This window comes from Flavobacterium sharifuzzamanii (assembly GCF_003254585.1).
GTDB lineage: Bacteria > Bacteroidota > Bacteroidia > Flavobacteriales > Flavobacteriaceae > Flavobacterium > Flavobacterium sharifuzzamanii.
On the sequence record NZ_QJGZ01000039.1, the window covers coordinates 323,999 to 346,808 of the forward strand.

Here is a 22,810-nt window from a genome sequence, read left to right on the forward strand (position 1 = left end):
AAAAGCGGTTGAGGGAAATTCTCAACCGCTTTTTTATTTTATCTGAATACTATTTTTCTAGTGACTGTTTTTCCGTTATCTAAAGTCATTTTTACTAGTAAGATTTGAGGACCCGACTGAAAATTGTTTACGATCCATTCCTTATTTCCTATTCGTTTTTTAAGATAGAGCTGTTTTCCTCCCATGTCATAAATAACAACTTCTTGAAGATTTTCCTGCTCAGAAATAGATTGCAGTCTGATATTTTTATCTTTAACAGAAACAACAATGTTTTGATCTTGATTTTCAAAATCTTCATTCCCAAGCGATTTATCATCATCATTATTTGTGTAACGCAAAACAAAACGTTTAAGGAAAGTTCCTGGCGCTGACCTAAATGTATAGCCTCCAGTTTTAAGATTATGAATCGTGTTCGTTACATTATCTTGCAAATAAATATTCTGAGTGCTCAAACTTCCGTCAGTGTGATCAATAGCAATTGTAAAATTACCTTCCGGAATAGTAGACTTATATCCGATAGGAATTGTATCTGTCACAACAAAAGGCACTGCTCTCCCCTGAATAACTAATTTTTTATCTTCATTAATGCTATAAAAATCAACATAAGGATTTGCATTCAGTGTGACTGCATCATAATTATAATCAAAAGAATTTGTTGCTCCAGTTATATACCCAATTAGTAATTGTTTAAAAGCACCTTCTGTATTTGTTAAATTCAACCATACACGATGTTTTTCAATTAGAGTTGTATTTGCAGATTTATAAAACTGACTATTATTATTAGCCACTCGCATTGAATTTGTATATACGGGATTCTGTCCTGTTCGGGATTTAGCAAAAAAACCTTGTCCTGTAGCAATATATCCCTTTGGTTCACTTTGATTTCCTGGAGACGTTGCTCCAGTTCCCTCCATTGTTCCTACCTCTGTGAGTCCCGATAAATTATAATAAGCAAAATCACTACCAGTATAAGTATAGGTATTGGTACCAGGAATTAAAGTAGGAGGGCTATTATGTGTCCAAAAATACAGTGTCCCGTAAAGGCGATCTGCATTGTCATGAATAAATTGGTCTGCATAAATTGCTGAAGGATATGGATTTCCTAGAAATATTAATTTTTCAGCTGCGCCTGAAGGACCTAAAATTGTTCCGTTATTTGGCACTCCTTTAAATTGTCCACCAAAAATTTGAGTCGAATTCAAGTCATAAAATTGAGGAGATCTAATACTATAGCCATTTCCTTTGACCATTTCTTCTGCTCCATTACTAATTAGTATCCATTTTTCCGTTGCAGAATTGAACTTATGATATTTGTCCCAAAGAGTATTTGGCGATAAATCATGTAATGTGAAAGCTGGTACACGGGTTACTGGCGAAGACCAATATGTAACATCATAACGTCTTACTGGCGTTGTATTTCTTTTGTAAGTAATATTTCCTGTATTATCTACGTCATTAATTTGAACTAAGCTTGAATTGTTTTCAAAAATTAAAGTTCCATTACCAAGTACATTTACTTCATTTGTTACAGTAATTGCATTTGTGCCTTGCACAACGAGAGACCCATTATTCTCAACCGTTAATCTGCTTACAAAAAAACTGGCATTAGTTCCAGAGATAATCGGATCAAACCCTACTTTTGGAATGTCTACACAATCAGAAGTAATAGGAACTCCTGTTGGTGTCCAATTTGCAGGATTTCCCCAATTGCCATCAACACTTCCATTCCATGCTTTAGTAACAAAAGCATTTATCATGATTGGTGTAGCTTGTGATACACAGCCTGATGTACTATTTCTTACTTGTACATTGTAACCTCCAGAAGAAAGTCCGGCAAATACTCCAGAAGTATTACTAAAATCTACTCCGTCTATACTATAAGTATATCCAGTTCCTGAAGCTGGAGAAGTAACTGTTATCACACCTGTATTATTTACACAGGTTGGCAATTGGGTTACAGAAGCTGTCGGCGCAGCTGCAACTGCATTTACTGTCAAAGAAACATTTTGACTCGCTTGGCAACCTCCTGAAGTTGTAATGGTCATTATTCCGTTATAAGTTCCTGCAGTGGCATTTGCTGGAACATTCACATTTATAATGTCTCCAGATCCCGAACTAAAAGGAAATGGAGTAGTTCCTTGGTCTGTCAAGGCAACCCAATCAATAGCATAATTAATTGGAGATCCTGTGGTTGATGAATAACTTAAAGTAGTCGTTTGAGCTGATAAACTTTGGCAAACTGGAGTAAAGACTCCTGCTGTGTTTATAGTTGGAAGACTATTAATCTTCAAAGAAATTGCTTGTGTTGTTTGACAGTTATTTGATGTGAAAATTGTCATTACACCGCTATAAGTTCCAACGGCTGCGTTTGCAGGAACAGTAATATTATTGATAATTCCTCCTGCAGAATCAAAAGAAAAAGTAGTAGCTCCTTGATCATTTAATACAGCCCAATCAATTGAATAACTGATTGGAGTACCAGTTGTTGCAGAATAAGGTAAAGAAGCCGTTTGCACTGACGCATTTTGACAAACAGAGGTTAGATTCCCTGATGTAGTAATTGTTGGGGTTTGATTAACAGTTACTGTAAAATTACTTGGCGTCGAAATGCATCCATTAGCATTTTTTACTGTTAAAGTTCCTGTATAAGTGCCCGAAGCTGTCCCAGCAGGAACCGCAATATTTATCGGACTGGCAGTTAAAGTTGCATCTGTAATATCTGTAAAACTGTTTGCTGGACTTGCATTCCAAGTTATACTATAAGTAGTTGGAGAGTTTGTCACGGCACTATATGGCAATACTGTATTCTGTGAATTTGAACTTGTACAGACAGCTGTTGTGGCTCCTAATGCTATTGTTGGTAAAGGATTAACGGTAACAGTAAAATTATTTGTAGCGGACACGCATCCTGCGGCATTGCTTACTGTTAATATTCCTGTGTAAGTGCCTGCTGCTGTGTTTGCCGGTATGGAAATATTAATTGGACTTGCAGATAAAATATCATTCGAAACCGGTATAAAATTATTTGCAGGAGATGCATTCCAAGTTATGCTGTAAGTAGTTGGCGAGTTTGTTATTGCACTATAGGGCAATGTGGTACTCTGAACATTTGAACTTGTACAGACAGCTGTTGTGGCTCCTAATGCTATTGTTGGCAAAGGATTTACGGTTACAGTAAAATTATTTGATGTTGACACGCATCCTGCCGCATTGCTTACTGTTAATGCTCCTGTATATGTTCCTGCGGCAGTATTTGCTGGGATAGAAATACTAATCGGACTTGAAGATAAAGCCACATTTGAAACCGGCGCAAAACTATTGGCTGGGGATGCATTCCAGGTTATGCTGTAAGTTGTTGGTGAATTTGTAACTGCACTATAGGGCAATGTGGTGCTCTGAACATTTGAACTTGTACAGACCGCGGTAGTTGCGCCTAATGTTATAGTTGGCAAAGGATTTACGGTTACAGTAAAATTGTTTGATGCTGACACGCATCCTGCCGCATTGCTTACTGTTAATGTTCCCGTGTATGTCCCCGCTGCTGTATTTGCTGGGATAGAAATACTAATCGGACTTGACGGTAAAGATGCATTAGTAATTACTACAAAGCTATTTGTAGGACTGGCATTCCATGTAATGCTGTAGTTTGTTGGCGAATTGGTTGTTGTCGTGTAAGGTAATGCCGTAGTTTGCGAATTTGAACTTATACATACAGCTGCCGAGGCGCCTAATGTTATAGTTGGCAAAGGATTTACGGTTACAGTAAAATTGTTTGATGTTGACACACATCCTGCCGCATTACTTACTGTTAATGTTCCCGTGTATGTCCCCGCTGCTGTATTTGCTGGTATGGAAATATTAATTGGACTTGCCGGTAAAGCCGCATTTGAAACTGGTAAAAAACTATTTGCAGGACTAGCATTCCATGTAATGCTATAGTTTGTTGGAGAATTGGTTGTTGCCGTGTAAGGTAATGTGGTAGTTTGCGAACTTGAACTTACACATACAGCTGTCGTGGCACCTAATGTTATAGTTGGCAAAGGATTTACGGTTACGGTAAAATTGTTTGATGCTGATATGCATCCTGTCGCATTACTTACTGTTAATGTTCCTGTATATGTTCCTGCGGCAGTTCCTGCTGGAACCGCAATACTGATCGGACTTGCCGGTAAAGCTGCATTTGAAACTGGCAAAAAACTATTTGAAGGACTGGCATTCCATGTAATACTATAGGTCGTTGGTGAATTTGTTGTAGCACTATAACTCAAATTTGAAGTTTGAGCCGAAGTGCTAACACAAACTTGTGTTGCCGTACCAAGGGTAATAGTTGGAAGCGGATTAACAGTGACTGTAAAATTATTTGCTGTTGATACGCATCCTGCTGCATTTTTCACTGTTAATGTTCCTGTGTATGTCCCCGCTGCTGTATTTGCTGGTACAGAGATATTAATTGGACTTGCTGATAAAGCTGCATTTGAAACTGGTAAAAAACTATTTGCAGGACTGGCATTCCATGTAATGCTGTAAGTAGTTGGCGAATTTGTTACTGTACCATAAGGTAATGTGGTGCTCTGAACATTTGAACTTGTACAGACAGCCGTCGTGGCACCTAATGCTATTGTTGGCAAAGGATTTACTGTTACAGTAAAATTGTTTGATGTTGACACGCATCCTGCCGCATTACTTACTGTTAATGTTCCTGTGTATGTTCCCGCTGCTGTATTTGCTGGTATGGAAATATTAATCGGACTTGCCGGTAAAGCTGCATTTGAAACTGGTAAAAAACTATTTGCAGGACTGGCATTCCACGTAATGCTATAGTTTGTTGGTGAATTGGTTGTTGCTGAGTAAGGTAATGTTGTACTCTGCAAATTTGAACTTGTACATACAGCCGTCGTACCACTTAATGTTATTGTTGGCAAAGGATTTACGGTTACAGTAAAATTATTTGTTGAAGATACACACCCAGTTGCATTTTTAACGGTTAAAGTTCCTGTATAAGTTCCGACAGCAGTTCCTGCAGGAACTGCAATACTGATTGGACTAGATGTTAATGATGCATTTGAAACTGGCAAAAATGTATTTGTCGGACTTGCATTCCATGTAATACTGTAAGTCGTTGGTGAATTTGTTGTAGCACTATAACTCAAATTTGAAGTTTGAGCCGAAGCGCTAACACAAACTTGCGTTGCCGTACCAAGTGTAATTGTTGGTATTCCACTCACTGTCACTGTAAAATTATTTGTTGCAGATGTGCATCCAGCAGCATTTTTTACTGTTAATACTCCTGTATATGTTCCTACAGCTGTGTTTGCTGGTATTGCGATATTAATCGGGCTTGCAGGTAAAGCTGCATTTGAAATAGGCAAAAAAGTATTTGTTGGACTTGCATTCCATGTAATACTGTAGGTCGTTGGGGAGTTGGTAACTGCAGTATAAGGCAACGTTGTACTCTGTGCACTTGAACTTGGACAGACCGCCGTAGTGCTACTCAATGTAATTGTCGGTAACGGATTTACAACAACTGTAAAATTATTTGTCGCAGATACACACCCAGCATTGCTCACAGTAAGTGTCCCCGTATAAGTTCCAGCGACAGTTCCTGCTGGAACTTCAATAGTAATAGGACTTGCTGGTAAAGTTGCATTTGAAACTGGCAAAAAAGTATTTGCAGGACTTGCGTTCCACGTAATACTGTAGTTTGTTGGAGAATTTGTCGTCCCAGTATAACTTAAATTAGTTGTTTGTGCACTTGCACTTGTACATACTGCATTAGCTGTTCCTAAAGTAATTGTTGGCAGAGCTGTTATATTAATTTGTGTTGACAAACCTATTGAAGAGGTACAATCAACTGATGTTAAAGTATTAAGCACAATATTACTATTTCCAACATTGATAAATCCAGCTGCATCAAAACTTCCAGATCCTGCTGTTGTGACAACCATTGTTGTTGTTAAATTTGAAGCTGAAGGGTTACTTCTGTGATAGTTTACCGTATATGTTCCTACTGGTAAATTCGCAGGTGTACTTAACACTTGCACATGAGAGATATTTCCTGATGCTGTACAAACATTTGTTGCCGAAATTGATGTTACGCTATAGGTTTTACAAGTGTAGGTAATATTAACTTGTCCTCTTGCGCCAGCACCACCATTTTGTGCATTACTAGCACTTATAGCTCCTCCTCCTCCTCCTCCGTTAGTTCCACCATTAGTTCCAACTAAATCTGTCAATAATAGAGTAGATTGTACAGCTCCACCAGCTCCAGCTCCAGCTACTGAACTATAACCGCCAGCATTTCCACCCCCACCTGATGAAAGAAGCAAGCCTAATGCGGCAACTTTACCAATTGTACCATTTGCTCCTGGCGCTGTTGCGAGATTTCCAATAGCTCCGGTTCCTCCTGCTCCACCAGTTGGAGTAGAAGTCGTTGCAATGTTAGCATTTCCTCCTAAACCTCCAGGGGCATTGAAAGCAGCTGTAAATCCTGTTACATATGATGCTCCGCCTGCGGCGCCATCACCAGCTCCTCCCGTGGCGGTTGCTCCAACAACGACTCCCAAACTCGAAAATCCTGTCGTAGTAATCGTTCCTTTTGCATAAGCTCCGCCACCGCCTCCGCCGCCACTTCTGCCTTCTCCTGACGTTACTTTGGCTCCACCTCCAGCTCCCCCTGCACCCCATGCTTCTACAGTAACAACATCCATCCCTGCAGGAAGAGGAAGAGAGCCACTAGTTGTAATTGGATGCGAAATTTGCGCTTTGGAAGTAGTATAAAAAATTGAGAAAAATAAAATAAGAAGAAATTTAAATCTCAAATTGAAATTAAGTGGTTTCCCTAAATAAGTTACTAAAGTTGAAAAACTGAAGAAATTCAGTATAGCAAGTAAATCTTTTTTCATCTTGTGGCATTTTAGTAATTGAAAAATAAATTCAAACTCAACAAGATTAATTGCAAAATCGAGTAATACAGAATAAAAACAAGTGCTCCAGTTTTACAATCAATCGAAGGCAGATAAAATGGCAGTTATTGAAAGTGTGATTTTGAAGAAAAAAATAATTGCAAGGCTTATAGAAAAACATTTAATCGATTTAATATGCATTTAATCGATTAAACTTTACTACAAGGTACGATTTTATTTACATTGAAATTAACGCTATAATATTAAACCGTAATTTTAACATGCTAATGTCAAAAAATACAAAAAATAGGAAAAAACTGTTAAATAAGAAATAAACAACACTAAATCAATATGTTACACGTATGTTTAAATAAAAAAAATCCTTTTGTAAAAATTACAAAAGGATTACGAAGTCATTTCGTTACATTTTTTAAAAAATCACCTTTTTTGAAGTTGATTTGCCATTTTCAAAAATGACTTTTACTAATAAAACCAGATGCGGAGAAAACAAATTTTGAACAGTTACTTTTCTAGTTTCAAGCTTATCTTTTTTATATAATTCATTTCCAGAAATATCAAATATTACAACCTTTTTAATGTTTTCATCAAATGACTCAATATTTATGATTTGATTTTTGACATATATCAGAGTAGTTTGAGAATCTTCTTCAAAAGTTACTTTCCCTAAAGTTTTATTAGAATAAACTATTGAGAAACGATTATTAAAAGTTCCTACTTCAGAATCAAATTGATATGGCTCTTCAGAAAGATTATGAACTTTATTTAAAGTTTGATCCACTAAAAAAATATCAATTCCATTAAACAACACGTCCTGATGATCTATCTCTAATTTCAAAGTAGTTTTAGCAGTCGTTTTATATCCTAACTTAAAAGAATCGCTTTCTATCCAAGGCATTGCTTTTCCTTGAATTACTAGTTTTTTATCTTCCAAAATGCTATAAAAATCAATCTCTTGACTTGAGCCGAAAGATAAAGCATCATAATAATCTAATGTGTTCGAAGCTTCTTTAGCGTAACCCAATAAAATTTGCTTTAAGGCATTTTTTCCATTATGAAGATTCACCCAAAATCGAAGTCTATCATTTTCTTTTCCAGCCTGCGCAATATTGCTTGGTCTAAAAAAGGAACTGTTGTTAGCTTTAATTCTCATACTATTGTTAAATTGAATAAAGCCTTCTCCTTTACTTTGCACAAAAAAGCCTTGTCCAGAAGCTATTGTGCCATCTGGCGTTGTAGTATAGTTTTCCGAATTTAAAGAAGAACTTATTCCAACGCCCCCTAAAAGATTATATACAACACAATCATCTGTTGAATATTTGCCATTAGAAGGCGGTGTACTGTGTGTCCAAAAATAAAGCGCTCCATGTATTTTTGAGGCATTTGATTTTATAAAAAGATCTGCACTTATAGCAGAAGGATACGGGTTTCCTATCAGATAATAACCATCCTTAACTTTAAATTCCGCGTCTATTTTGCCATTATTCGGAATCCCTTTAAAAGTTCCTTCAAACACTTCCCGCTCTGTAATAGAATAATTTTGTGGTGCCCTAATACAATAACCTTGCCCAGGAATCATGGTCATTGTTCCGTCATAATTTACGATCCAACGAGAAATTGGGTCATGCCAATAATATTTATCTCTAAGAGTATTCGGCGAAAAATCTGCCATTGTCTGTCTATCGACTGGCGAAGACCAATATGTCATATCGTAGCGAATTACTGGTTTTGTTTTTCTTATTAAATGAATAATCCCAGTATTTACTATCTCATCATCTGACTGGTATAAACTCGCTGAATCTTCCAAAACCAAAGTTCCCAATCCTGTATATCCAAACTCTATAGAAAGGGCATTTTTCTCTAGCAAGGTTACTATTTTGCCCTGATCAATATGACACCCACAAACAGCAGTAGTAGTTAATTTCGGAAAATTTTCTTTAAAATACACATCTTTTCCCACAGAGGGCAAACCATTTGACCATGAGGTTCCATTCCAAACCGTAGTATTTACACAAAGTTTTAAACGTGCAATTCTATGCTTTGAAATACCTGAAACCGAATTAAAATTACCTCCAATGAGCAATTTATACTCGTCAGTAAATTTCATGTCAAAAAGTGTATTATTTAGAAGCGAAGTAAACGAATTATCAATAGCTCCTGTAGACATTAATCTAATAAGTCTGGAAGAAGCGTTATTTTTATATGTTCCTGAAAAAGAGCCTCCGACCAAAATTCGGTCATCAGGCTGTACTAAAATAGAACGAACATCTCCTTTACTAAAACCTGTTCCTGACTCAAATGTTGGGTCAAGACTTCCATCACTGTTCAATCTAACTATTCTTTTTTGAGAATTTCCATCAAAAGTTAAAAATGAGCCTCCAACAATAATCTTTTGATCCGATTGAAGTGCCATTGCGTAGACATATTTATCAAAACCACTTCGAATATTAAAACCAGAATCAATAGTTCCATCAGAATTTAAACGAACCAAACCTGAAAAAGACTGTGCATTAAATGTTTTAAAATGTCCTCCAAGAAGAATTTTCCCATCGGGTTGTATGACTATCGTTTCAATAGTACCATCTGCGCCCAAACCAATATTGAAACTGTTGTCTTTTGATCCATCTGACAGAAGTCTAACAATCCTATTCGTATTTACATTTGATCCATTATATTTTGTGAAAGCGCCTGCAACAATTATTTTTTGATCAGACTGAATGGCCAGTGCATAAACTTGAGCATTAAAACCATCTCCATTATTAAAAGAATTATCTATTTCTCCATTTGAAAAAATCCTAACTAGCCTATTATTGAGTACATCATTATATCTTGTAAAGTTTCCTCCAATAATTACTTTCCCATCTGACTGTAATGCTGTTGTTTTTACCAAACTATTTGCTCCAGATTTTCCTGTATTAAAAGAAGCATCAGCAGAACCATCTTCTAAAAGACAAGTTATTTTTGAAACCGATACTCCATTAAATTTACTGAAATTACCAGCAACAATTGTTTTCTGATTTGGAAGAGGTAAAATATTCAAAACAGAATTATCAAAACCAATACCTGAAGACAAATACCCAATATCATGTTCCCCATCACTGCTAATTTTAGCTAACCTTCCTTGATTTTGTCCATTAAAAACAGAAAAAGAACCTCCAACAAACCAAGAACCTTCTTCATCAAATTCCAAACTTAAAATAGATGCAGAAGCAGGTCCAGAGCCAATATCAAAATCCGATTTTAGGGTTCCATCTGCATTAAGAAAAACTAATCTATTAACTTCACTGTTGTTATAAAACCCTGTAAAAGATCCGCCCACCATTAAATTTCCATACGAATCCATTTTGAGCGTTTGCACACCTTCCTTACTAAAACCGGAGCCCGTTTGAAAACTTTCATCTTTCGTTCCATCAACATTCAAACGAATAAGACGATTGGATATAATATCATTGAAGGCAGTAAAGTTTCCTCCTAATACAATTTTTCCATCAGGTTGCAGTGCAATCGCGTTAACATCATCATTGAAGCCAGTACCGCAATTAAAAGTCGAGTCGAAACTTCCGTTACTATTTAGACGCACAATTTTATTTGCAGGAGCTCCGTTAAATGTGATAAAATTTCCAGTAAGAATTATTTTTTCATCATCAGTTATTTTCGCATGTGTTATATTTAATGCCGAACCAGAACCTGTCAAAAAAGAAGAATCCAGCGTTCCGTTTGGAAACAAACGTGCCACTCGATTTACAGTAGAATTTGCATATTTTGTAAAACTTCCAACAATTATTATTTTTCCATCTGACTGCGTTGCCATATCATAAACAATTCCAGTTGTCGCACCTATCGCAGTATTAAAAGTAGGATCATAAGATCCGTCAGAGTTTAAGCGAATTAGCCTTCCTGCACTAATTCCGTTGTACATTGTAAAACTTCCAGCCAAAATAATCTTCCCATCTGGCTGCAAACATGATGCATAAATTTTTCCATTAAACCCTGTACCTGTATTAAAACTCTCATCAATGGAACCATTAGAATTTAAACGAGTAAGATAAGAAACTGGGGATCCGTTTAAGCTGAGATAATCGCCACCAACAATTAAGCTGCCATTGTTTTGCAAAAGAAGAGTTCGTACAGCACCATCAAAACCATCTCCATTTTGTCCATCGTCAAGCACATTAAATAAATGGTCAACCTTACCTTGCTGTGCTAGAAGGTTTGAATTTGGCAAAAATAAAAATAGAATTAGGCAGTAGAATAAATTTCTAGTCAAAACAATGCAATTAAAGTTAATACTGTAAGAATTAAGCTAAAATTACAAAGTTGAAGCAGAGCACACAATACCAAGATTTAGGGATATTTTTATGCATAAAAAAAGCCCACTCTTTTAAGGAATGGGCTTACAAATATTTTGGCAATCATTTACAGGTTAGAAAAAATAGCTTTCTTAGTGAAAGTATGACCATTCTCCAAGGTTATTTTTACCAATAATACCTGATCTGTAGAATGCAAGTTTTTAATTTGTAAATCTGAAGCATTTACTTTGCTATTAGAGTATAATAACTGCGCTCCAATGTTATAAACATTTACTTCTTTTATTGTTTCTTTAGACGAAGTAATATTCACTGTTTTGTCTTTAACAGAAACTAAAACTGTATTTTCAAGATTTTCAAACTCACCTGTTCCCAAAGTTTTGTTTGTATAACGAAGTGAAAAACGAGTTGTATTTGTTTCTCCAGCACTAAAGAAAGTATAATTTTCTTTTCTTAAGTCCGTTACTTTACCCGTTACTTTATCTTCTAAGTATACAGCTTGAGTATTAAAGAATCCGTCTGCATGATCAATAGAAATTGTGAAGTTACGATCTCCCTTATCGTCAACACCGCTTCTGTATCCTAAAGGAATTACTTCTGTATTATCAAAAGGAAGTGCTCGGCCTTGAACTATAAGTTTTTTAGATTCGTTAATACTATAAAAATCGATGTAAGAGTTGCTTCCCATAGTCGTTGCATCATAAAGTGCATCATTACCATTTGTTGCTCCCTCAATATAACCAATTAATATCTGTTTGAAAGCACCTTGTGAATTGGCAATATTTAACCAAAGACGATTTTTTTCAACTTCACTAGTTTTATCCGTTTTATAAAACTGCGTATTCTTTGAGCTTCCCTCACGAAGGCCATTATTAAATTTAATTACAGTTGCAGTTGGAGGTGCATTTGTAAAAAAAGCTTGTCCTGCCCCGATGAATCCATTAAATTCATCTGCACCTGAAACAATCTCACCACTTACTCTCACCGAACCTGTCCCATTATAAATAACAAAATCTGAACTTAGATATTTAAAAGTATTAGTTCCTGGTTCAACTTGTGGAGGCTGATTATGCGTCCAAAAATATAATGATCCTATATGATCTTTATTCTCCAGCATTAACTTAGCTGCATTTATCGGAGAAGGATATGGATTTCCTATTAAATTTAACTTATCATGCTCTACTGGAACTGACCAATCCCCATTGTTTGGAATACCAACAAATGTACCATCAAATACCGAAGGAGATACTAAATCAAAATATTGTGGAGCTCTAATAGAGTAACCTTTTCCTATTTTCATAACGTCTATACCATTATTACTCAAAACCCATTTTTGATTAGTCGGATTCCAATAATGATATTTATCCCATAAAGTATTTGGCGAAAAATCATGCATCGTAAAACTTCCATTTGTCACTGGACTTCCCCAATAAACAACATCATAACGGCGCAAACTAACTTTTCTTTTATAAGAAATACTACCTGTGTTAACAGCATTTGCTCCCTGCAATAAACTAGATCCACTTTCAAATATCAATTTACCATTGCTTGATATTCCGTTTGTAATAGTCAAAGTCATTTCAGACGGAATAATTACGTTAGGATCTGTTGTCCCATTTGGAACATTGATATTTAGAGAACATGCTGTTATGTTTGGTTTAGCAGCAGAAAAAGGTTGATTTGGCACAACTGACGAAATCGTTACACTCTTACTTCCGTCTGGTTCACCATTAGACCATCCTGAACCATTCCATGTTGTGTTTGAACTAATGTCGTTTATAGTAACAGTAGCTGTACTTGAAGTACAATTTAAATCATTTGTAACTGTAAAATAATACGTCCCTACTACTAAATCTTGAATAGGAAGAGTAGAAGTTGTACCAGAAAATGATCTCGGCAATGTAGTCGTTCCTGTCTGATTAATTGTCCAATTTCCAGATAAACCTGTTAGTGTTATACTTCCAAAACTTCCGCACGACACATCGTTGTTTTTTGTAATTGATGGTGCTATAGGTGCTTGTTTTACTGCTATTGTACCTGTTGTTGAAATATTTCCACAACCATTAGTTAAAGTTACTGTATAATTAAATGGGCTACCCACTTCTGTAGTAGGAGTACCGCTAATTGTAACTACATTTCCTGACCAACCTCCAGTAACTCCGCTAGGCAGACCAGAAAATGTTGCTCCTGTAGCCCCTGTTGTAGTATATTTAATATCTGAGATTGCAGTATTGGCACAAACAGTTTGCGAGTCTGTACCTGCTGCAGAACTCAATGAAACTGTATTGTTTGGGTTCACTGTTAAAGTTTGTGTAGAGCTATTTGAACACCCTCCATTTGTAACTGTATAAACAACTGTAACTGTTCCTGAGGCTACTCCTGTCACAATACCAGCCGAAGTAATACTTGCATTTCCTGTAACATTTGTTATCGACCACGTTCCTCCACCAGTACTATTTGTAAAAGCAGGGGTTGTAGCACCGATACAAACCGAGCTAGAGCCACCGCCTATTGTTGCAACTGTTGGTAATGCAGCAGTTGTTACTGAAACTACATTAGATGCTACAGCATAAACACCACATGAATAAAGCGGATAAACTCTATAATAATATGTTGCACTAGGCAAAAGACCTGTTACTACAAAAGAAGAAACATCTCCAACATCTTTACCATTAAAGCCAGTAACAAAAGAACTAAAAGTATTAGAAGTAGAAACATCCAATAAATATTTACTTGCACCCGTTACTTTATTCCAATTAGCAGTAAAACCATTGCATACTATTAAAGTAGATAATGCAGCAGTCACTTTTCCTGTTGTAATACTTCCTATTGATGAATAAACAGAAGAACAACTTCCGCTTTTTACTAATGCTCGATAATAAGTTGTAACGTTAACATTTGAAACTGTTAAACTAGTTGTTGTATTTCCTATTGGCGTACCAGCAGTATTAAAATTATCTGTTGATGACTCCCATTGCACTACACTACCTACATTTCCTGTTAATGTGAAAGTTGTTCCGCTTGAAGCTGTACATCCAGAAATACTTCCTGATACTGTACCACCAACACTTGTAGGATTTACTGTTATACTACCTGTAGCTGTAATAGTTCCGCATCCGCCTGTCAAAGTAACCGTATAGTTATACGGACTTGCCTGACTTGCCGTTGGAGTTCCGCTTATCGTCACTACATTTCCTGACCAGCTTCCTGTAACTCCTGCAGGAAGACCTGAAAATGTCGCTCCCGTTGCACCTGTTGTGTTATACTTAATATCTGTGATTGCAGTACTAATACATACAGTCTGTGCATTTGTTCCAGCAGCTGAAGTTAATGAGACAGTATTGTTTGGATTAACAGTAACAGTCAATGTAAAAGGTACACCTGAACAACTTCCTGTAATTGGAGTAACGGTATAAGTTGCTGTTTGAGCTGTAGATGTGCTATTTGTTAATGTTCCTGTTATAGAAGATGCCGCAACCGTATTTGCTGCCCCACCAGTTAAACCTCCAGTAACGGTTGGTACTGTCCATGTATATTTTGTATTAGCTGGAATTGTTCCATTTGTACCGTTTGTTGGTGTCTCAGAAAAAGCAACTCCTGTACATGCATTACTTATCATTGGAGTAATTGTTGCTGATGTTACATCTACCGTTACAGTAGAGGAAGTAACTGTAGCGTTTCCTCCACAACTTATTTTTGCTCGATAATATGTTTTTACTGTTTGAGAAGTAGAAAATGTAGATTTTGAACCTGTCGTATCTAGAAAATTAATTGACACATCATCTATACTATGTCTATCATTTTCACCTCCTGTACGTGCAGAAAATTTGAATTTCCATAAAGATTTATCAGCTGTACCATAGCCTGGTAAGAAAAGCTCTGAAACAACAGTCGTTCCCCCAATTACCAGAGATAATTTTGCATTAGCATCTACTCTTAAAACTAAATTTTGATAAGATGAATTTCTCAATGGGATCACATTAATAGCAGAAGTAAAATACATTACGTTATTATACAAAACTCTAACACGACTTCCTCCATTTAAACCTTCATTATCATAAGTATCTAATTGAATAATAATACCATTACCTTCACCATTTTCTCCTCCGCCCGCTCCAGCAAAAACATTATTCCCATAACTAAAACTCATACCATCAGCTCCTTTACCTCCTGTTGTTGTATCCCAAATTCTAAATTTAAAAGCTGCTGTAAAGGCATTTATATTAGCATTTGGAGACTTGTTTATAAAGAATCCACTATTATGACCTGCTTGAGTTGTACCAGTTAAAACTAACTCACCGCTTCCATTTATTAAACAATCATCACCAGACAGAACTATAATCCCATCTGAACTTGAACTGTTTGGAGATTGAGGAGTAGAAAAATCACTAGAGAAAAAATTTATTGTTGTCGGAGTTGTATTTGACCAATTAGTTCCGTCTGTAGACTTTTCCCAAACATAAGTCGAACCATCAATAAAAGTACTTCCTAAAGACAATACAAAAGGCTCGTTAGGACATACCGATGGTAATGATGAAACAGTAGTACTAGAAGTTGGATTTCCAGAACAAGAATTCAAAACGGTAACAGTATATTCCTCAATTTGCCCTGCACTATTGTTTGCAACACATGGGCTACTAGAAGAATCGTCCATTCTTCCTACAATCCTCATCTTAATATTTCCCGCAACAGCTCCTGTAGGAACTGTTAAATAAACAGATGCTGCTTTACCATCTGCCCCTGTTGAATTATAAATCGTTCCTATTGGAAAACTTTCACCAGAATCTGTAAAAACTCCATTATTATTCCAATCAAAGTAGGCCATATAATAGCCATTTGTGTAACCAGTCGTATTTCCTTTTACAGTCAAAGCATACTTCTCTCCTTTAACAAGTGTTGTAGGAGTGTCAGCAGTAAAATCCTCATACGTTAAACCTGTAGTAAGATTAGGGCTAGTTTTGTCCAAGGTATTTAACATTACCTCAGTAATCGGATTGACGCTTGTAAAATAAGCACATGTAACATTCAATATTCCTGTTGCTGAATTACCAAAGTAAGTATTGTTTTTATTGAATGCTGAAGAAGCTGTACTCCCCCAAGAAGAAGCTGTAGGTGCATTTGTTCCACCATATGTTAGAGAAACAGCAGTATGATTTTGAGTGCCTAAATTTGCATTAACATTAGTATTAATAACCAAAGCATTCGCAATAATAGTTCCTGCGGTAAAGCTTTTTGTGCCACTTCCGGCTAGTGTTAAATTATAGAAATTTGAAACATTAAAAGATTGTGCTCCAGATTTGTTAAATGTAACTGTTGCTGTTCCTGGATTAAATGTTCCTGTATTCGTAAAGTTTCCTGCAATTGTAAGGTTGTTAGTTCCTGATGTTAAGCCTCCCCCTGTAATTGATAAATTTCCATTTATTGTCAATCCTGTTCCTAATGTAGTAGTTCCTGAGCTAACGGTTAGATTGTTGAATGTTGTAAATAATGTTGATGGCAAATTATTCGTAGCACTCATTATTACTGTCCCTGCTCCTGGACTCCAACTATTTCCTGATACTGTCGTTACAGCAATTCCACCACCGATGTTCATTGTACCTCCTGCACCCATATCTATTATACCAGCGGCTCTTGTTCCACCATTTGGATTTCCTACATTTAAACTACCAGTATTAAAGACTGAACCACTTGAAAAAGTTATTGTACCTGTTCTAGCTGTAGATCCATTTCCTCCAAATGTAGAATTTCCAGAAACTGTTAATGTATAGGCACCATTAAAATCAATCGCTCCATAATCATTACCACCATCTATTCCAGGGCTTCCCACTTGTAATGTCGCACAAGCAGAATTAGTATTAATGGTTACAGTATAACCCCTTTCAATAATAACAATATCTCCTGCAACAGGGAACGTTCCAGCTGGCACCTGACTTCCCCCACTATTATATGACCAAGTTGATCGAGCATTCCAATTGCCTGATCTCCTAGAAAAAAATGTATCTGCATTAGCAGAAGAAATCACAAAAAACATCCCAACACAAAGCAATCCTAAATTGGGTGTGCTTAATCTTTTGGGAAAAGATTTAGAGGAAATAAAAAATAAAAACGAGTAAAGTAATTTTCTCACCATATGTTAGTAGGTATTTGTTTTAAATTTGTTTTTGGTTTGCTAAAAAGCAAAAAATGGCAATCTATTTTCAAAAAAAAATAAATATTCATTTGGGTATTTTAATGGAAACTAAATGTTAAATTCTTGATTTTTACCAGAATATGAAAACTGTTAAAATTCCGTACAAAAATATTTAAATTAGCCTAATACACAAGGTTATAATTTATTTCTTTTTATAATATATTAACAATTTTTAGAATTGTTTTACAACTAATTGACTATAACCTGATTTAAACGTTAAAATGCATGAAAAAGCCGACAAACAGCACTTATACCATCAAAGAAGCTTTACAAAAGCTAGAGCATTTTTGTGCCTATCAAGAGCGCTGTCATGATGAAGTAGTTTCAAAATTATATGACCTAAAAATGACTCGTGACGAGATTGACAGTATTGTCGTACAGCTCATTGAAGGGAATTTTCTAAACGAAACTCGTTTTGCATGCAGCTTCGCCAGAGGCAAACACAGAATCAAGCATTGGGGAAAAATTAGAATCACAAATGAACTTAAAGCAAGAAACATTTCATCAACAAATATTACTTTGGCTTTAAAAGAAATTTCTTCTGAGGAATATTTCGAAACTTTCGAAAACCTAGCCGAAAGAGGTTGGAATAGCATCTCTGAAACCAACCAACTTAAAAAACGCAAAAAGTTCTGTGACTATATGTTGCGAAGAGGTTATGAAAGCAATCTAGTTTACGAAAAAGTTAAAGAACTAGAAGAAAACTAAATTCCCTTTTATCTTAAAAAAGAGCCCTTTTTTATCCTTTGCAAACCATTTCGATTTTTGTCCAAAAATCATCAAAAATTACTCCATAAATCAAACAGCTTTTGGTTATAAAATATTCCATTTTTTCGGAATTTATAACTAACTAGACGTTTTTCACTCTAAAACTTCAAAAAACAGTCTCCAAAAAATAAATTTAACACAATTATTCCTGCAAAAAAACTAAGCCTTTTATAAGAATATTTGTCTAAGATTAAAATTTTAAATGTGCTTCATCGAGTATTTTTTTAGTTCATCGATTATATCGGGGTTCTCAAAACCGCGCCATAATTGGGCTCGTAAATGTATATACCTTTGTTTGATTAAGAAGTCCTATACCAGCATAACAAATTGATAAAAAACATTTAACATGAAAAAAACTCTACTTTTATTCTTATTATTGCCTTTTTTTGGATTTGCTCAAACTGCTTTAATAAAATGGGACGCAGCAAATTCTGGCAATAGATTTGCTCCTGTTCCAATAGGAACAATTAACGGTTCTGATTTATCAGCAACTGTGACTAATGTATATACCTCTAACAATGCAGCAAACACTTTTTTTGCCAGTAGTGGCTGGCCGACACCTCAAACCAAAGGTGGCCAATATGATCTGACAAAATATGTACAATTTGCTCTGGGACCTAAAACAGGAAATAAGGTGAATTTAAGCACATTCGTTTTTGAATGTAAATCTCCAGGTTCTCAAAAATATACAATTAAATATTCCAAACAATCCGATTTCTCATCTGGTGTTTATAATCTTCTTACAGCAACATCAGTTTCGAGTGATTGGATACAATACACATTGAATTTTTCTGAAGAAATAAACCCTGTTCTACCTACTGAAAAAGTTTATGTTAGAATTTATGCTTATTACACTAATAACGACTTCCAAATCAGAACCGGAAGCGGAAATATTGTACCTACCATCAATGGTGAAGTATTAAGCTTTGATGCAACTAAAATATTAGCTATCAATGATTACGTTACCACTAGAAAAGATGTAGCTATTAATATAAATCCGTTAAACAATGACGTAAACAAAGCCAACGTAAACACTTTAGTTATTTCTACACCTCCATCTGCTGCCGAAGGAACTGCGATACTTAATCCTGATAAAACTATAACTTTTAATCCTGCTGCAGGATTTATTGGCACTTCTGTTTTCAACTACACCATCTCAAATGCAACGGAAACATCTACAGGAACCATAAAAGTAACAGTAAATCAAGACACAACAGACTTTCTATCGCTTTGGGATGGAGCCGATGACACATTTAATCCCGTAACCAAACAATATGTAGACCCAAACTCTCCAATTACAAAGGCGGGCACTAACATAACTTTAGATTATATATATCAAAACCAAAATAATGCATTTTTTCAAACTAACGGCTGGCCTACTCCTTCTAATAACCCTAATGTTGTAAATACAGCAGACGAAACTAAGTATATTCAATTTAAAATCGCACCCGATTCTAAACACAAATTAAATCTTAAACAATTTAATTTTACTTACAGAGGAAAGAATCAAAAGTTTCTTGTAAAATATTCTAAGAATCCAGATTTTACAAGTGGTGCTCAGACATTAATACCAGAGAGTAATGCTGCCTCATCATGGACGCCGTTAACTAATAATATCGCATCAGGCCTAAACACCTTATTGCCTGGAGAAACCCTGTACATTAGATTTTATGTTTATGCTAGCAACAATACTTTTGAAATTAAAAATGGCAATGGAAGTCCAGAAGGTCCAGTAATCACTGGAACAATCGAAGATGTTTTTACCTTAACAGCAAAGAATGATATCGTTTCAACTCCATCAAATCAGGCCGTAACCATTCCTATTTTAGATAATGATGTTATTGGTGGCTATCCTCTAGAAGCCATAACGGTAACACAACCTAGTAATGGTATTGTAACTGTAAACGGCCTTAACAATGTAACCTTTACACCAGCAGCAAATTTTACTGGATCTGCAACATTTACATACACTCTTAAGAATACTAATTCTAATTATTCTTCTGCTACTGTAACTGTTAATGCTACAGCACCTGTTTGTAATCCAGGTGACCAAATTAAATACGGAGATAATAAATGGATAGGATATGTGTATAAAACAACAACTTTGCCACCAACTGGCAGTCCTGCAGATCCAAATCCTGCAACGCCTACGACTATTCCGATTTCAAACATGACTTATATTGGACAAGTTGAAGAAAACAAACTATTTAATCGTGATGTTGTACAAGGAACTATTACTGGGTTAAATCCGCAATTGTGTGAAACTCCTTCAGACTATTTCTTTGTTCGCTATAAAATGAAAGCCAAAGTTGATGTAACGGGCACTTACAATATCACTGTTGGAGGTGACGATTATTATCGTTTGTATTTAACTACAGCTTCCGGAACTACCAAAATAATTGATCAATGGTCTGGTGTAAATTATTCTCAAAAAGCAGTAAATATGCAATTGACAGCTGGTGTAGACTATACTTTTGACTTAGAATATTACGAAAAAACAACCGATTCAAGAATACAGTTCTCTATGGGGTTAATAGCAGGAAGCAATACTGCGCCTTATCCATTTGGAGATAATTTATGGAAAGTTTACGGATTTACGACTGCAGATAGTGGTAATAATTTTACAATTCCACAAGGAAGTTACGCTGGATATTATAGTGCAAATCCTGTAAATATTAATACAACAGATTCATTTGCTCTTGCAGAATCACCTTCTTTTGATACTGCTAAATCTGGCTGGCAAGGTGCTCCCGTTCCACAAGATTACTTCACTCTAGTTTACAAAAGACAAGGATTTCCTTGCGGAACTTACCAAATACAAATTACAAACTGCGATGACCAAGTACAAATTTTCATTGATGATGAAAATGCTACAACTCCAGTTTACACTTCGCCAGGAAACATTAATGATAATGCACCTGTAAACAATGTATTAACCACTCCTAGAGTTTTAGGCAAAAATTCTAAAGTCGAAATTCGCTTAAAAGATTACAAACAAAGTTCAAGGCTGAATTTAAATTTTATTAAAACCCAAACAGACTATAATGGTGTAGCTACTCCAAATGGAAGTTCGTTATTGATCAGTTCAAATACAGCATTAACTGCGGATCTTACAGTTTGCTCTTGTACAATAAACGACAAAGTTACTTTGACGGTTCCAAAAGACATAACTTTAACTGTTGATGAAGATATAAATGTTCTTGGAGAAGGAAAACTGCTGATTTTAGATGGAGGATCTTTGCTTCAAACTTCAACAGCCAAAAATATGCTTACGGGAAGTGCAAAAACTTTTGAAATACAAAGAACAACCAGCGTAGTTCGATACGACGTAACATACTGGTCATCGCCTGTAATTGGTTTGTCTATGCATGATTTATCTCCGCAAACTTTGTTTGACAAATATCATTATTGGAATGCAACTACCACAAAATGGGTTCCTAGCTACTATGGTGAAAAAATTATGGAAGCAGGATACGGATACAGTATTAGAGCACCACAAACATATGATCTGGCAATTCCAAGCAATTTTACTGCGAAATTCACAGGGGTACCAAATAATGGAAACATCCCAATTCAAATTGTAAGCGGAAAATTAAATTTATTAGGCAACCCTTACCCATCTGCTATTGATGCTGAAAAGTTCATTACAGACAATGGAGATGTTGGACCTTTATATTTCTGGTCACATAATACGCCACCTAAAAGAATTGAGGGAACTAACACATTTACTTATGATAGTGCCGATTTTGCTGTTTTCACATTAATGGGACAAACACAGCCATCGCCAAAAGGACAAATTCCTAACGGTTATATTGCTGTTGGACAAGGATTTTTTACGCAACCAAATGTAAGCTCTATTTTATTTACAAACGAACAAAGAGTTAAAGCCAAAAACACCGCATTCTTTAAGACGATTGAAAAAACAAGTCAAATCGAAAAAAACCGCTTATGGCTAAACTTGACCAATTCAGATGGTGCCTTCAAGCAAATGCTTATTGGATATGCAACAGGAGCAACCAATAATTTAGATTATAATTATGACGCCACAACAATGGGAAGCAACTCCTACATTGATTTTTATAGTATTAACGAAACTAAAAAACTAACCGTGCAAGGCCGTGCCTTACCTTTTGATAATTCTGATATTGTTCCTATTGGTTATAAAAGCACTGTTCAAGGCAATCTTACAATTTCTATTGATCATACTGACGGTTTCTTTGACACTCAGGCAGTTTATCTAGAAGACAAAACAACAGGTAGTATAACCGATTTACGTACTTCTAATTATACTTTTAAAACAGCCGTTGGAACCTTTACAGATCGTTTTTTATTGCGTTATACAAATAAAACCTTAGGCACAGATGATTTTGAGAATGTAAAAGATGGGATTTTGGTTGCTGTAAAATCAAAAGCAATAAATGTTACTAGCGGAGCTGAAAACATTAAAGAAGTACAAATCTATACAATCGGTGGCCAAGCGCTTTATAGCAAAAATAAAATTGAGGCAAAAGAATTAAATATTACAAACTTGCATTCTACCAATCAGGTTTTATTGGTAAAAGTAATGCTAGAAAATGATCATACGGTCACAAAGAAAATTATATTCAATTAATACCAAAACCCAT

At 35.6% G+C, this 22,810-nt stretch carries 5 protein-coding genes; 2 read left to right on the forward strand and 3 right to left on the reverse strand.

Translation table 11 applies throughout. From position 1 onward, the window contains the following. Nucleotides 1-38: 38 nt before the first annotated feature. From DMA14_RS14260 to DMA14_RS14270, 3 genes are all read right to left on the reverse strand, one after another. Nucleotides 39-6,902, reverse strand: a complete 6,864-nt coding sequence (locus DMA14_RS14260; protein WP_111425281.1) for a T9SS sorting signal type C domain-containing protein — start codon at nucleotides 6,900-6,902, stop codon at nucleotides 39-41. A gap of 430 nt (nucleotides 6,903-7,332) precedes the next feature. After that, nucleotides 7,333-11,145 (reverse strand): T9SS sorting signal type C domain-containing protein, encoded by a 3,813-nt coding sequence (locus DMA14_RS14265; RefSeq protein WP_238989977.1) that lies wholly within the window; start codon nucleotides 11,143-11,145, stop codon nucleotides 7,333-7,335. 191 nt (nucleotides 11,146-11,336) lie between these two features. Then, nucleotides 11,337-17,357 (reverse strand): GEVED domain-containing protein, encoded by a 6,021-nt coding sequence (locus DMA14_RS14270; protein WP_162536290.1) that lies wholly within the window; start codon nucleotides 17,355-17,357, stop codon nucleotides 11,337-11,339. A 285-nt stretch (nucleotides 17,358-17,642) separates the two neighbouring features. Between DMA14_RS14270 and DMA14_RS14275 the strand changes: the two genes are divergently transcribed. Then, on the forward strand, nucleotides 17,643-18,125 hold the full coding sequence (locus DMA14_RS14275; protein ID WP_111425284.1) for a regulatory protein RecX: 483 nt from the start codon (nucleotides 17,643-17,645) through the stop codon (nucleotides 18,123-18,125). A gap of 406 nt (nucleotides 18,126-18,531) precedes the next feature. Continuing rightward, nucleotides 18,532-22,797 carry an Ig-like domain-containing protein gene (locus DMA14_RS14280; protein WP_111425285.1) on the forward strand — a complete coding sequence of 1,422 codons (4,266 nt, stop codon included), beginning with the start codon at nucleotides 18,532-18,534 and terminating at the stop codon, nucleotides 22,795-22,797. Nucleotides 22,798-22,810 lie beyond the last annotated feature (13 nt).